This window comes from Sulfitobacter sp. W002 (genome assembly GCF_025142135.1).
Lineage (GTDB): Bacteria > Pseudomonadota > Alphaproteobacteria > Rhodobacterales > Rhodobacteraceae > Sulfitobacter > Sulfitobacter profundi.
The window spans coordinates 228934-242171 of sequence record NZ_CP081126.1; the positions used below are offsets into that span (position 1 = coordinate 228934).

The following is a 13238-nucleotide window of genomic DNA, read 5'->3' on the forward strand; positions in this document are numbered from 1 at the left end:
TATTGGGCCGGTTAAGAAACAAGCTCGCCCCCGTTGCTTATTTCAATCTGACCGTACTCGCAGGCTATATCCTGTCCCCACGACGGGGGCCTCATATGTTTCCAGAGGCGTAATGCAGACAATTCTAAATTTCTTATCCAAGTCCATCATTCGTTCGGTGTGCTGTTCTTTTCCCCCTTTGACGAAGCCCTCGTGAGAGAACAAATCTGAGAAGCTGCTCGTCTCATTTACTGTTGTCCCATCCCTCACGTTCGCCGCTATCCGAATGTCGGAAATTACGTCTTCACAAACCTGCTTCGCCTGATCTTCGGGAGTTAAGAGTTCGAACGTCAATATCCTTATTTCATTGGTGTCCCAGTCATAGACCGCAAACCCTTTTCCAAGAAGCGACCGGATATGCGAGGTCAGCTTGTATAGGCCAAAGTCCATCAGCGTAGCAGGGGTATTCATCAGGTAATTTGTGGTAGCGTCTGGTCCTGCATGGCCGGTCGAGGCTCCTGCCAGCAAAACGCCAGCGAAGATTTGGGGCTTCGCCCATCCTAGGATCGACCTTTCAGGCTTAATGGCGGCGCTGATTTTTGTCATGACGAACCTCGCTAACGCTAGTTTGTAGCGCCAGAGGACCAAACTTCATTTAGCCACACAAGCGAGAACATCGCTGATTCAGTCTGAATGCAGCGCTTTTCCACGGCTAGTGCAAAAAAATAGACCACAACTTAAGCGAGTAATAGCGCAGGTTTTTCCTCTTAATCAGGCGAATGTGGGTAGTGCTTTTCCTATGGAAGGGGTTGACTCATGCCCTCCAAAATCCGTCCCATGCTAGCATTCTAATGTAGTTGTGATTGTGAGCTGCTCGCAACCACCCTTTCTCTCCTGAATAAGGAAATCACCACTTTGGCTAAGCATATTAAGCGGTTAGCCGCGATTGGCGGCAAAGAGAAAATCACCTCCGGCCAAGATAGTCTTGATCTTGGGATCGAACGCGAACGCGATATCGAAGGTATCGGAATGGGTGTCCTGTCAGATGGCACCCCATATCTCAACCAGCGGGGGCTTGCCGCGCTGTGTGGTGTCCAGAATGCTCATATCGGGACGATAAGCAGTCAATGGGCTGATGAAGTTGAAAAGCCGAGGATAAGGTCGATCAAGCAGATCCTTAAGACCGCTGGCGCTACGGTAGAAAATGCCCACATCGAAGTGCCCCATAACGGGGTAGTGCACTATTGTTATCCTGCCGAAATCTGCCTCGCAGTGCTGGAATATTACGCCTTTGATGCTGGCGCTAATGTTCAGCCTGAAGCTCGCAAGAATTTCCGGGTTTTGGCCGGTTCAAAGTTACGAGAAATGATATACAGCCAAGTCGGGTATGATCCGACTGGTAGCATTGATGAACCACTCCGAAAATGGCACGAAAGAATTGAACTTAACCATCAAAGTGCTCCCTCTGGCTACTTCAGTATATTCAATGAGGCGCATACTGTTATCTATGAGCTTATCATGGCTGGCGCGCAAATTGGCGAAAAAATGGTTCCGGATATTTCTATTGGGCTGCATTGGGCAAAGCATTGGGACGCTCAGGACCTAGGGAGCCGGTTTGGGGACCGAGAAAAGTTTCCGCATCGCTACCCCAAGGATCACCCTCAAGCAAAATCCAACCCACAGATTGCGAACTGCTATCCTCTTGACGCACTGGGTGAGTACCGCCGCTGGTTACAGGACGAATATTTTAATGGCGGCAAGTTCGCCGGATACCTGCAAGGGAAGAGAGAAATTCCGCCCTCAGTCGCCCAGCTTGCTATCAACCGTCTCTCCCCGAAACTGCTAGAGAACGAATGATTGAAGGTGGGGGCAGTCAGCAATTGAGGTAGTGCGCCTTCCTATGAATGCTGCTCCGTCGACTTGAAAGTAACACATTTCCGGAAGCTGGTTAGGGAAACACCGGAGAAAAGTATCGCAACATTCGAGAAGCCCTGCTTCCAATAAACCGTTTAAACCCACTATACTTGGCGCTCAGGTCAAAGCAGCAATGCAGCGATGATGGCGCACTGTGCGGCTTATCCAGAATCGGCCAGTGTTGCGGCCATGTATGCATCGATTGACCTTTAACCGCGATCATCCTGCATAGTTGAGCAAGAGTAGGATAGACATCAAAGCGGCTACTCCGGCGCAATACAAACGTACGAATTTCATATCGTCCTCCCACAAAGATTTCATATCACCCTCCCACGAAGTAATTGGTATGTAGTCTGTATTTAGGCGACCACAAGCAACCCAAGGGCGAACCGACCGGTACTGCGCGCCTAACAGTGCAACGCTTTTCTGAAATTTGGTTACGGAAACACCGCAGAAAAGTATCGCAACATTGGAGAAATCCGGCTTCCAATGTAGTGTTACATTTCTCCGGTGTGGTCGTACTCAAACTCGGAAGTAACGGGGGGAGGCAACCAAGTGCCCTGTGCGCTTAGATTGGCGATACGGTTCCAAGCTCAACCGCAGGGAATGAAATCCTTAAAGCATCGCGGATTAGGCCACGCGCAGGGAGATGGCGCTCTTCGGGGTTTTCATCAAAATACTTCATAGCGATATCGATGATTTGGCCCCTTTCTACGGTCGCTGGCACGCATATTCCCAACAGATTATTGATCGCGTTGTCGAGTTCTTGTGCCGTGCCGTCGGCACCACTTGCCAACAGCATTTGGAACGCACCGAGCTTTAGACCTTCCCACGCCCCGATAATGTACCCGATGCAGTAGCCGGTTCGGACGTCTGCTTCGTTGAGATATTCACAAGCTGCTGCAATCTCGTTGCCTGTTGCCGTCTGTGCAGTCAGTGGCGTGCTGGCCAAACAAAGCGAGACTGCTAGGTGCTACATTTCGTTTCCTCAGAACTCTCGTTCAAGGCGATGCCTGACCCGTTCGCAACTTCGCCGGTCCGTAGAAACTGGATGCCTTGCCCTTCAAGAGCGGCCCTGATGGCCTCGGCGCTGGAATGCTGCAAGCCGCCCTTACCAGTTTCAAACCGACTGATGGTAGTAAACGAGACATTCGCCAAAGTTGCTAGTTCCCGGACGCCTATTCGTAGGGCTCCTCGGGCCATTCTGACCTGTTCTGGCGTCATTTGATTACTCCGTTATCATTTCTGCATACACAGTATTGACACAGGCGAAAGGTTCGCCCATATTGCATACAGGATATGTATTTATGCGAACGGAGTAAAGCTATGAACACCGCAGCCCGCTACAACCGCAAAGCCATTATGACCGCAGCTTGGGAAATCGTCCGCAAAGCCAACGTGGCCCTGTACGGGTTCCGGGTGATAATGCGCCGCGCACTGAAAGTCGCATGGTCCAATACGAAGCACGAACGGGCGATGGAGGCACGACAGGAAAAGCAGGCGCTGGCATCACCTGAAGTGATCCGCATCCAAAGCGAAATCGCCACCCTCGAAAGCAAGTCCCACTGGGAACAACCCGACTATGCCCGCATTGGCGTCCTTCGCGCCGCTTTGAGGGCAGCACAGGAGCACGACGCCGCAGCGCAAGACTATGCCGCCAAGCGAGACCTGATCGCCTCCGCCGGTGGCCGCTTCTGCGCTGTCACATTCACCAAGGCTGACGGCACAGAGCGCACCATGCAGGTCCAGCCCGCGACCTTGCAGCGCCATGTCAAAGGCGATGTTGCCACAGATGCCGGGAAACGGGCCGTACAGACGCGCAAGGCCCGCCACCCTCAACTGCTGCCGGTCTGGGATGCGAAGGCTCACGCGCCCCGCTCCGTGAATCTGGCGACCATCTCACGCATCGCGGTTGACGGGGTTGTCCACGAATACCGCGCCTGAACACGCAAGCTTGGTAGGGCTGGTGCCTCGTCAGTTGAAATCAAAGGAGACTACCATGAACGACCTTGAAACCATCCGCTTCCGGCTCAACTATTTCGCAGAGAGCGCAGGGGATGCCGCCCCCTCGACAATCCTCAGCGCAGACGGCGCACCAAGCCGCGAGATCATAGATTACTGCGACAAGCACAACTTGACGCTCGACTGGGCGCTCTTGGGGAATGGTCCAACCCATCGCAGGCCCAAAGCGCCCTTGCTGGCCGATGTCGAATTCGACGCCATCTTCCTGCATGGCCTGCTGCAAGGGCTGGACCTACTAATCAGTGAAGCAGAGAGCAAGTCATCCCCTGCATCTAACGCCGCTCATGCATTGGCACAGGAAGTGATCGTCAAGAGTGAGCGCTTGGCCGCTGACTTGTCCAGTCTGGTGGATACCACCCCTAACGCACGGAAGGCGAGCCAATGAACACGAACCTCGCAACCGCAATTTCCAGTGCATACGACCTCAGCAGCGTTCTCCGGGTCTGTGTCCGCTCCCTTGAAGGGGATGCTCCCGAGCAACCGGGAGACGGCGAGGCAACAGCGCACACGGTCAAGCTTGCAGGGAACATGGTGGGCGACCTGATTAGCACCCTTGAACTGGTTGAGCTTAGAGGGGAGCGCTCGGAACAGGATGCCAGCCAAAGAACAAATGCCGTGCAGCTGCTGGATAAATGGAAGGCTGCAAAACGCACCAGAGACGCGCTGATGCAGGCGCTACCCGCCGAACAGGCAGCTGAACCTGCGGAACTGTCAGAGCTTGATCAGAATATCGAATGGCTTGCTGAACGCATTGCCTGCTTTGAGCCGAAGTCAGACCCAGATGCCGCCGCCATGCTGGAATGGTGTGTCGAGGACTGCGCCGGTGAATTGCTGTGTGAGCAGTATCCCCGCGCTCAGAAGGCTGTGATCGAATACCTGCGGGCCAAGGCCTAACGAACCCGCCTGCGCCCTTCTGCCGGGGCGTGGGCAACGCGGTGGGGGCCGCATTGGAGACTGTCAGCAAATGAACTTCTACACCAACAACCGAAACTGGTCCGACAGGTTCTTGCCTGAGATTAAGCAACTCATCGGCGGTTATCTTTTGGAAACCGCTGCCGACCCATTCGACCACATTCAAGCCACCGACCTCATGATGCTGGATGCACGTGATATGCGGGTGGCTGCACGGGTAAGGCGTCCCGGCTATGCGCAGCGCTATCCCTACCAGTTCACTATACGCTCAGCGGTGGCATCTGGCGCGCAGACCGAGCTTTCCAAGATTGTGAACGGTAACGGTGATTGGATGTTCTACGGGCACTCTAACGCCGACCAGACGTGCTTAGAGGCATGGTGGTTAATCGACCTACGGGCCTTCCGTGCCGCGCTCATCCGCAACAGGGTGAACGCTCCGCAAATTGTAATGGGTGACCAGCGCAATGCAGATGGTACGCGGTTCAAGTGGTTTGACTTGCGTTCGTTCCCTGATGACCCGCCGCTGGTAGTGGCGTGCTCAAGGACGGGGCAAAATTGAGCCGTTTTGTCTCAACATTTCTGAGATTTAGTGGTTTCGAGTTAATATAGATTATAGCACCCCTCCCGATTTCTGGTAGAAGGCTAGCGAAAGCGGCCCGAACCGTACCCATAGAATGAAAGTACGTTAAAGTCGGATGTCTTCCAAAAATAACGAGGATGAAGTTAGCTTCATTCGCAAAGTTCGCCGCTGGCGGTGGTCATACTGGTTGGCTGTCGCGACCTTAGTCGTTCTCTGGTGCTATGCCGTCTATGAGGTGGTCGGCTATGTAGTGCGCAGCTAGCGCCGTCCCAAAGTGAGCTAGCTAAATTATTCGGTCAGCTTGCTTGCCATCGCATTGAAGCAGTCCACTTACTCTTCATGGCTGATGATGACGTGAAAACGAAGCGGCAGAAGCGTAGATGGACGCCCGAGCGCATTGCGTTTGCGGCGGCTGTTTGCATGCTCTGGTTGATCGCTTTCGCGGTGGCTTTCTACATCCATCCTAGCGATGCTGTCGGCCATCAGCGCTGATCGACCTGAGGGCGTTCCGCGCTGCACTCATCCGCAACCGGGTGAACTCTCCTCAGATTGTCATGGGCGACCAGCACAGCGCAGACGAGAAGCGGTTTAAGTGGTTTGACCTGCGGTCGTTTCCTAGTGATCCGCCATTGGTGGTAGCCGGTTCCACGCAAATGTAGAGCCTTTTAGCCGAGAACGGTAAGGATAGTTACATGATGCATCGCGCCTATCAGAGAGCGGCCGTCAAAGTATGTTTAGATTGACTTCAGCCCCCCCCCCCACCATCCAATCTCCTAGCGAATAGAATGGCGCATCGACCTAAGGACCCTTGCTGCGTACGTGTGTAGCCAGATAAGCTTGCTTTCGCTGGTATTTCATTTATGCCCCTGGGCCTTAACCACAAGTCACTTTAAAAACAGCTGGCCCTAATATCGCGCTCCTTGTTGCAGCCAACTTACCGCCATTGTTTCGCATGCGATCCAGCATATCTAATGAACTAAACTCGCAACTCGTTGAGTTCGAGTCGTTTTATCTTGTTGAATGAAGTTCCGCTTTTCGATTCAATGATTAGAGGTGATGTTCGGTTCGGTGATCCGAGCTTGAGGAGGATGCAAGTGCGGCGCTACAACAATGCCCCTATTTTAGAGGCAGTTCTTGAGTTTAGGTGGTCTTCAGCCAAAACGCTCGATGAGCTTAGGGAGGTTTTGGCAGGGGACGCCTTCAAAGAGTTCGACGAACCTAAGTCGCGTGAAGTGTTCAATGCATCAATGAACTTCGATGCGGGCGAGATGTCTCATGAACGGAAGCATATTGGCTTTGAAATTGCGCTGCGTGATGGATCACAGATACTTTTTCTTGAGCACCAAAAATTCGTTTACATTCAGCGCGCTCCCTATGATCGTTGGGAGTATTTTCTGGAGCGCGCCTTGTCGCTTCTTGAGCCTGCAGTTGAAGTCCTTAGTCTTAGCGAGTTCTCTCGTGTTGGGGTGAGATTTGTCAACCGGATTGATGTGCCCCTCGCAGGCACCAAAGGCATAGATACCGATGATTATATCACGATAAGTTTTGATGGCCCTCGCGAAGATGTTGGTGTGATCGAAGAGTTCCAGATGCGAGTAGTGAAGCCGACCAGCAAGAAGGGGGTTCACTATGCTCTTGTCGTAGCGACGACTGAGTCCCCTCTACCTGAACATGTGGGTATTCTGCTCGATATTGATGTGTTTACGAAACTTTCCCTCCCTGCTTCTGGGAGCAAGTTGCATTCGGCGTTGACTGAGATGCGGCAAGAAAAGAACGATATATTTGAGGAATGCTTGACCGATCAGGCGCGTAATTTATTTGGAGGTTTCGAAGAATGACCTGTGCTGTCACTTTTCATGGAGGCACGTCAATCGTCCCTTCTTATGATGGGGTCAATCGCTTCTTCGGTGGATTAACCCAAGTAGCCACCAATGTAGCAGGACTTAGCGCTGCTTCCCTTCGGAGCCCAACTGAGGAGCGTCTTCGGCAGATTCAAGGTAAAATTTCCGATATCTCGATGCATTTGCCACGGGGTTTTGCTGCGGGACTTAACCGCCAGTTCGCCAACCTGATGGACGAAGATGCATGGGAGGATGAAGACGAGCTGATAAGCCTTAAAGCGTTGAATGCTTTCTTGATTGTTTTGCTTTGCACAAGAACACGTCGGAGGCCGGGCATTGGAACTAACGGTGAAGGATCAATTACCGCTGCGTGGACCGTCGACCGCAATCGGTTGACCATCGAGTGTCTTTCGTCTGGACGCACATCGATTGTGCTTTCTCGGGAGGGAAGAAGCGGTGAAATTGAGCGGGCAGCTTTTGGCTCTGTTCGGCCGCATCGCATCCCATCTTTGCTTGCACCATTCGCACAAGAGGTTTGGTTTGACGGCTGAAAGTGAAGAGCTTCCGGAGCAGAGTCGAGTCGTAAGATATGTTCCTTACGGTAGAATGCGGCGAGATGAGGATGACAATTTTATAGGTCCTGCTCCATCGGCATTTGCATGTCGGCCAGCTGAAGAATACTTATCAGTAACTTGGTGCGAATACTTTGGCGGAGAGGCAGAGCAACAGCTTCGCTGCGCGATTGAGGCGCTTCGCAATAGTGAAATGGATGTGAAGCCCAAGGCGTGTTTCTGTGTGGCAAAAGTTGCTGAGATTTGCGCTGTGATTGCGGGCGCAGGTAAGGCCGCAAAAGCTGTCTACCACCCAACGGATGATAACCTCGCTCATGCTGGCCTTTATGGTGTGCAGGCCGAAGATGCTGAAATCATGGCCCTGCTGGCTGATGAGACTTGGGCCGAATTTTTGACCAAGGTCGACGCTGATTCGTTGCCACTGTCTGACTGTCCGATGTCTCAAGAAGTTAGCTAGGGTATTTGCCGGGAATCGTTCAAGGCTAGGCGCTGAGGAACTGCCCGACTGCACCGGATGCCGTGTGGGTCTGAATTCGTTTGCCCCTACCCGCCCCGTGCTGTGCATGGCTCGCAACGATGATTCTCGCTGGGATCATCCAAAAGGATGCGGCTAAGAAAAACCGCCGACCGTCCCCCACATGGCCCCACCAAACATAAAAGGTTAATGATTATGACCATAGTTGCTGCTTCAATTGAGGCTAAGAGAATATTACTCGTAGCCGATTGTCGTGTCACATTTGCAGATGGTACTCGGCACGACGCTTTGCAAAAAGTCTATCCGCTTGGACCTAACGCTATTGTAGCATTCGCGGGGAGCGTACAGTTGGCGTCCTCAGCGCTTCGCGAAATGGCTACATCCAAAGCTAGAACGAGAAAAATTAAGCTTGACGTCATAACTCGACGGCTCCTTCGCATTACAGAGAGGAAGGCTCAACACCTGTGGGAGGCAGGAAGGCAGGGAGCTGACTGTTCATATATCATTGCGGGCTACGTAGGAGCTGCGCCCTATTTGGCGACCGTGGGCGTTAGTGGAGGGAGTGCTCCGCGTGTGCAGATAATGCGTAAAGCTGGGGCTTATAGTGTGATTGGTTCCGGTGAGGCCGAGCGTGATTCATGCCGTCACACGATTGCCAGAGCCGGGCTAGAAAAGTTCACTGACGAACAGGCGGCCTGGGCTTTTAGTGGGTTCATTGATGCAGGGCTTTCGCTACTAAGTGCGCCCCAGAGGTTTGATGAAGGCATTGGAGACTTAAAGCTTCACTTTTTTGTCGATGAAACGGGATGGCAGTTTGTTCCACAGCATACTGAAATGTTCCGTGGGCGAATTGCTGATCGAAATCAGCCACTGGGCTACGCACCTGTTAATTCAGTGTCATGGAATAAAATCACCAGGCGCTTCCTACTTCGCGACTATCAAAGCGGATCACGCTATCCGCTAGCAAGCATCCTCAGTTTTCAGCCCTATGACCTTCGTGGAACCGTAAATACTGAATTTGATCCATATAGCCTGAGAGCCTAGTAGCTGAGCGGCTAAAAGCGGTTAGAGCGCTCTATTTCAAAGTACTAGGATGCTATCAAGTGGCAGGGAGCAGAGGCGGTAAGCACGAAGCGCGTGCCAGTTGCTCACGAACTAAATCTTCTAAAGCGACAGATTAGGTCGTTTCAGGAGGGAGAAAGATGTTCTTCTCAAAGGAAACTCTGAGGTGGATAGAGAGGGGGATAGAAAATGCATTGCATTTAATTCTTCAAACAAGTTCAATAACTTGCTGCGGAATATTGGTGCCCAGGAGAGGACTCGAACCTCCACACCGTTGCCAGTACTAGCACCTGAAGCTAGCGCGTCTACCATTCCGCCACCTGGGCACGTATCGTGTGGGGTGCTCTAAGGCTCAGCCGGGTGACTGTCAATCGCAAATTGAGCGAAATCTAGAAAATCCTGCGCGAGGATCGCTACAACCGGGGGTTTGGCCTTGTGACAGCGGCGGCGCACGGGTACATCCTGTCAGAGAATTTATCTACAGGAGCGGCAGAATGTCTAAGCTGGTCACGATTTATGGCGGTTCGGGGTTTGTCGGACGCTATATCGCGTATCGCATGGCCAGAGCTGGTTGGCGGGTGCGGGTGGCGGTGCGCCACCCCAACGAAGCGCTCTTTGTGCGGACCTATGGTGTGGTTGGCCAAGTCGAACCTGTTTTGTGCAACATTCGCAACGATGGCTCCGTGCGCGACGCCCTGCGTGGGGCGGACGCGGTCGTGAACTGCGTCGGCATTCTGGTCGAAACCGGCAAGAACAGCTTTGACGCGGTGCAGTCCGAAGGGGCGGAGCGTATCGCCCATATGGCCGCAACCGAAGGAGTTGCGCGTTTCGTGCATGTCTCTGCCATCGGCGCGGATATGGAGGCCGAGAGCGACTATGCCCGCACCAAGGGCGAGGGCGAAGCTGCCATTCTCAAGCATATGCCTGAGGCCGTGATTCTGCGCCCCTCGATCATGTTTGGCCCCGAGGATGAGTTCTTTAACCGCTTTGCGGGCATGACCCGCACCGGCCCGATCCTACCGGTCGCCGGTGCCTCTACCCGGTTCCAGCCGGTCTTTGTCGATGACGTTGCCAAAGCGGCCGAAAAGGCTCTGGAGGGGCAGGCCCCCGCGGGTGTCTATGAGCTTGGTGGCCCTGATGTGGATACTTTCCGCGGCCTGATGCAGCGTATGCTTGAGGTGATTCACCGTCGGCGTTTGGTGCTCAACATGCCGTGGTTCTTAGCCAAGATCGTCGCCTTTGGGTTCGACATGGTGCAGGCCGCAACCTTTGGTCTTTTCACCAACAAGGTGCTGACCCGCGATCAGGTCAAAAACCTACGCAATGACAACGTTGTGGCAGAAGGGGCGCGCGGCTTTACCGAGCTTGGCATCACCCCCACCGCGATGGACGCGGTGCTGCCCGACTATCTCTGGCGGTTCCGACCCTCGGGGCAGTATGACGCCATCAAAGCATCGGCACGTAACCTGCGGCAGGGATAATGGAACAGTCGACCACTCTGATCGCCGCCTTTCTGGGTTTGCTGGAGGGGCTGACAGAGTTCATCCCCGTATCTTCGACTGGGCATCTTCTGTTGGCCGGTCACTTCTTGGGCTTTGAAAGCGCCGGACGGACCTTTGAGGTCGTGATCCAATTGGGCGCGGTGCTCGCGATCCTGACGGTTTATTCCGCACGGCTTTGGGCGGTATTCTCGGCCGCGCCGCATGATCCGCAGGCGCGGCGGTTCATCTGGTCGGTGCTTTTGGCCTTTCTGCCTGCGGTGTTCATCGGCGTTTTGGCCCATGACTTCATCAAGACGGTCCTATTCGAGACACCTCTGCTGATCGCCATCATGTTGGTGCTGGGCGGGGTGGTGCTGTTGATCGTGGATCGCATCGCACCTGCGCCGACCTATTCCGACGCGACCAAATTTCCGCTTTCCATGGCGTTCAAGATCGGCGTGATCCAGTGTCTTGCCATGGTGCCGGGCACCTCGCGGTCGGGGGCGACGATCGTTGGCGCCCTGTTGCTTGGGGCCAGCAAACGTGCCGCGGCGGAATTCTCGTTCTTTTTGTCGATGCCGACGATGGCGGGCGCCTTTGCCTATGACATCTACAAGAACCGCGACGTGCTGGATGCCTCTGCCATGGGCGAGATCGCCGTGGGCTTTGTCATGGCCTTTATCTCTGCCGTCTTCGTGGTGCGTTGGGTGCTCGATTACATCAGCCGCTATGGCTACGCGCTTTTTGGGTGGTGGCGAATCCTTGTGGGTGGTGTCGTGATCATCGCGCTTTGGGCGGGGTTTTGATAGTTAGGTCCGCATCGGACCTTAAGTGACGCATAAAAATGACCTCCGGGCGTTCCATTTGCCCGGAAAGAGGTAAATAGGTCAGCACTGCTGTCTTTTATTTACTTGGGCGCTCTCGTATACGAGCCTTCTGACGGAATTTGTCGAAGGAACGGGTATATGGCGAAGCAGGTCATGCTGAAATTTACAGACGTTGCGCGGGATATGCCCGAAAAACGCCCGCCCGATTTGCGCCGGACGGATTTCGACGAGATTTATGCCGAATATGCGGATGCAAAAGCGGCTGAACAGTCCAGCCGGTGCAGCCAATGCGGCGTGCCCTACTGCCAGACCCATTGCCCTTTGCACAACAACATCCCCGACTGGCTGCGCCTGACCGCCGAAGGGCGTCTGCAAGAGGCCTATGAGATCAGTCAGGCGACCAATACCTTCCCCGAGATCTGTGGCCGCATCTGCCCGCAGGACCGCCTGTGCGAAGGCAACTGCGTGATCGAGCAGTCGGGCCATGGCACCGTCACCATCGGCTCGATCGAGAAATACATCACCGACACCGCATGGGAGCAGGGCTGGGTCAAACCCGCCGCCCCGCGCGAAGAGCGCGCTGAAAGCGTTGGCATCATCGGTGCCGGCCCCGGCGGTCTGGCAGCGGCGGACATGCTGCGCCGCGCGGGCGTGCAGGTCACCATCTATGACCGCTACGACCGTGCGGGCGGCCTGCTGACCTATGGCATCCCCGGCTTCAAGCTTGAGAAAGACGTGGTCGAGCGCCGCAATGCGCAGCTTGCCGAAGGTGGCGTGACCTTTGAATTGAACTGCGATGTGGGCGTCGACCTTAGCTTTGGCGCGATCCGGGGCAAACATGACGCGGTGATCATTGCCACCGGCGTTTACAAAACGCGCGAGATCGAAGCCCCCGGCGTGGGTGGTTTCGGCGTGGAGCGGGCGATCGACTTCCTCACCGCCTCCAACCGCAAAAGCTTTGGCGACTCGGTCGATGAATTCGAAAGCGGTCGCCTGAACGCCGCGGGCAAGAAAGTCGTCGTGATCGGCGGTGGCGACACCGCGATGGACTGCGTGCGCACCTCGATCCGCCAAGGCGCGGAGAGCGTCAAATGCCTCTACCGTCGGGACCGGGCCAATATGCCGGGCAGCCAGCGTGAAGTGCAAAACGCCGAGGAAGAAGGCGTGATCTTTGAATGGCTCAGCGCGCCTAAAGGCTTTGTCGGTGACCCGGTGACCGGGGTCATGGTGCAAAAGATGCGCCTCGGCGCGCCGGATGTCACTGGCCGTCAGGCCCCTGAGGTGATCGAAGGCGCGGACTACGTCGAAGACGCCGACCTCGTCATTATGGCGCTTGGGTTCGAGCCAGAAGACCTGCCGACCCTTTGGAATGAACCGGAGTTGCCGGTGAACCGCTGGGGCACGATCAAAGCCGATTACGTCACCGGGGCAACGGCGCTTGATGGCGTCTATGCCGTGGGCGACATCGTGCGCGGGGCGAGCCTTGTGGTCTGGGCGATCAAGGATGGCCGCGACTGCGCGCAGGCGATCCTTGATGATTTCAACGGGGCGCAGCGCATCGCTGCGGAATGAG

The 13238-nt window shown here is 54.7% G+C and carries 15 protein-coding genes, 1 tRNA gene and 1 pseudogene; 13 read left to right on the forward strand and 4 right to left on the reverse strand.

The annotated features are described in order from the left end of the window. Positions 1–42: 42 nt before the first annotated feature. Positions 43–585: a hypothetical protein gene (locus K3758_RS01115; protein WP_259946990.1), complete on the reverse strand. Its 543-nt coding sequence runs from the start codon at positions 583–585 to the stop codon at positions 43–45. Between the two features lie 309 nt (positions 586–894). Here K3758_RS01115 and K3758_RS01120 point away from each other — a divergent pair, with 309 nt between their 5' ends. Then, on the forward strand, positions 895–1836 hold the full coding sequence (locus K3758_RS01120; protein WP_259946991.1) for a hypothetical protein: 942 nt from the start codon (positions 895–897) through the stop codon (positions 1834–1836). 625 nt (positions 1837–2461) lie between these two features. On the opposite strand, the gene K3758_RS01125 is transcribed toward K3758_RS01120, so the two are convergent. After that, the gene (locus tag K3758_RS01125) at positions 2462–2845 is read right to left on the reverse strand and encodes a Rap1a/Tai family immunity protein (RefSeq protein WP_259946992.1); all 384 of its coding nucleotides are present in this window, start codon (positions 2843–2845) and stop codon (positions 2462–2464) included. 374 nt (positions 2846–3219) lie between these two features. Here K3758_RS01125 and K3758_RS01135 point away from each other — a divergent pair, with 374 nt between their 5' ends. The 4 genes from K3758_RS01135 to K3758_RS01150 all read left to right on the forward strand — a co-directional run bounded on the left by K3758_RS01135 (position 3220) and on the right by K3758_RS01150 (position 5386). Next, on the forward strand, positions 3220–3837 hold the full coding sequence (locus K3758_RS01135; RefSeq protein WP_259946993.1) for a hypothetical protein: 618 nt from the start codon (positions 3220–3222) through the stop codon (positions 3835–3837). 55 nt (positions 3838–3892) lie between these two features. Next, a complete protein-coding gene (locus tag K3758_RS01140) occupies positions 3893–4300 on the forward strand; it encodes a hypothetical protein (protein ID WP_259946994.1) in 408 nt (135 codons plus the stop codon). Further along, positions 4297–4809: a hypothetical protein gene (locus tag K3758_RS01145; protein ID WP_259946995.1), complete on the forward strand. Its 513-nt coding sequence runs from the start codon at positions 4297–4299 to the stop codon at positions 4807–4809. Before K3758_RS01140 ends, K3758_RS01145 begins: the two co-directional genes overlap by 4 nt. A 70-nt stretch (positions 4810–4879) precedes the next feature. After that, a complete protein-coding gene (locus K3758_RS01150; RefSeq protein ID WP_259946996.1) occupies positions 4880–5386 on the forward strand; it encodes a hypothetical protein in 507 nt (168 codons plus the stop codon). 351 nt (positions 5387–5737) lie between these two features. Here K3758_RS01150 and K3758_RS01155 read toward each other — a convergent pair whose 3' ends face one another. Beyond that, positions 5738–5890 carry a hypothetical protein gene (locus K3758_RS01155; protein WP_259946997.1) on the reverse strand — a complete coding sequence of 51 codons (153 nt, stop codon included), beginning with the start codon at positions 5888–5890 and terminating at the stop codon, positions 5738–5740. A gap of 611 nt (positions 5891–6501) precedes the next feature. On the opposite strand from K3758_RS01155, the gene K3758_RS01160 reads away from it, so the two are divergent. From K3758_RS01160 to K3758_RS01175, 5 genes and pseudogenes are all read left to right on the forward strand, one after another. Continuing rightward, positions 6502–7245, forward strand: coding sequence for a TIGR04255 family protein (locus K3758_RS01160; protein ID WP_259946998.1), 744 nt, complete (start codon positions 6502–6504; stop codon positions 7243–7245). After that, positions 7242–7799, forward strand: a complete 558-nt coding sequence (locus tag K3758_RS01165; RefSeq protein ID WP_259946999.1) for a hypothetical protein — start codon at positions 7242–7244, stop codon at positions 7797–7799. The genes K3758_RS01160 and K3758_RS01165 overlap by 4 nt, the downstream gene beginning before the upstream one ends. After that, on the forward strand, positions 7789–8277 hold the full coding sequence (locus K3758_RS01170) for a hypothetical protein (protein WP_259947000.1): 489 nt from the start codon (positions 7789–7791) through the stop codon (positions 8275–8277). The genes K3758_RS01165 and K3758_RS01170 overlap by 11 nt, the downstream gene beginning before the upstream one ends. A gap of 213 nt (positions 8278–8490) precedes the next feature. Further along, positions 8491–8847 (forward strand): annotated as a pseudogene (locus K3758_RS18360) (hypothetical protein); the annotation flags it as partial. Positions 8848–8877: 30 nt separating this feature from the next. Further along, complete coding sequence (locus K3758_RS01175; RefSeq protein ID WP_259947001.1) at positions 8878–9339, forward strand: hypothetical protein; 462 nt, start codon at positions 8878–8880, stop codon at positions 9337–9339. Between the two features lie 258 nt (positions 9340–9597). Here K3758_RS01175 and K3758_RS01180 read toward each other — a convergent pair. Beyond that, positions 9598–9683: transfer RNA gene (locus K3758_RS01180), tRNA-Leu, on the reverse strand. Between the two features lie 168 nt (positions 9684–9851). On the opposite strand from K3758_RS01180, the gene K3758_RS01185 reads away from it, so the two are divergent. The 3 genes from K3758_RS01185 (at position 9852) to K3758_RS01195 (ending at position 13237) form a co-directional block, all read left to right on the forward strand. Next, a complete protein-coding gene (locus K3758_RS01185) occupies positions 9852–10838 on the forward strand; it encodes a complex I NDUFA9 subunit family protein (protein WP_259947003.1) in 987 nt (328 codons plus the stop codon). Continuing rightward, entirely contained in the window at positions 10838–11644 is an 807-nt protein-coding gene (locus K3758_RS01190; protein WP_120349901.1) for an undecaprenyl-diphosphate phosphatase, read from the forward strand. The genes K3758_RS01185 and K3758_RS01190 overlap by 1 nt, the downstream gene beginning before the upstream one ends. 159 nt (positions 11645–11803) lie before the next feature. Continuing rightward, on the forward strand, positions 11804–13237 hold the full coding sequence (locus K3758_RS01195) for an NAD(P)-dependent oxidoreductase (RefSeq protein ID WP_120349902.1): 1434 nt from the start codon (positions 11804–11806) through the stop codon (positions 13235–13237). Position 13238: the final 1 nt, after the last annotated feature.

Bases quoted from the DNA above. Each gene is read 5' to 3' on its own strand.
- K3758_RS01115 (WP_259946990.1), bottom strand. From the start codon at position 585: ATGACAAAAATCAGCGCCGCCATTAAGCCTGAAAGGTCGATCCTAGGA.
- K3758_RS01135 (WP_259946993.1), top strand. From the start codon at position 3,220: ATGAACACCGCAGCCCGCTACAACCGCAAAGCCATTATGACCGCAGCT.
- K3758_RS01140 (WP_259946994.1), top strand. From the start codon at position 3,893: ATGAACGACCTTGAAACCATCCGCTTCCGGCTCAACTATTTCGCAGAG.
- K3758_RS01145 (WP_259946995.1), top strand. From the start codon at position 4,297: ATGAACACGAACCTCGCAACCGCAATTTCCAGTGCATACGACCTCAGC.
- K3758_RS01150 (WP_259946996.1), top strand. From the start codon at position 4,880: ATGAACTTCTACACCAACAACCGAAACTGGTCCGACAGGTTCTTGCCT.
- K3758_RS01155 (WP_259946997.1), bottom strand. From the start codon at position 5,890: ATGGCCGACAGCATCGCTAGGATGGATGTAGAAAGCCACCGCGAAAGC.
- K3758_RS01165 (WP_259946999.1), top strand. From the start codon at position 7,242: ATGACCTGTGCTGTCACTTTTCATGGAGGCACGTCAATCGTCCCTTCT.
- K3758_RS01175 (WP_259947001.1), top strand. From the start codon at position 8,878: ATGCGTAAAGCTGGGGCTTATAGTGTGATTGGTTCCGGTGAGGCCGAG.
- K3758_RS01185 (WP_259947003.1), top strand. From the start codon at position 9,852: ATGTCTAAGCTGGTCACGATTTATGGCGGTTCGGGGTTTGTCGGACGC.
- K3758_RS01190 (WP_120349901.1), top strand. From the start codon at position 10,838: ATGGAACAGTCGACCACTCTGATCGCCGCCTTTCTGGGTTTGCTGGAG.
- K3758_RS01195 (WP_120349902.1), top strand. From the start codon at position 11,804: ATGGCGAAGCAGGTCATGCTGAAATTTACAGACGTTGCGCGGGATATG.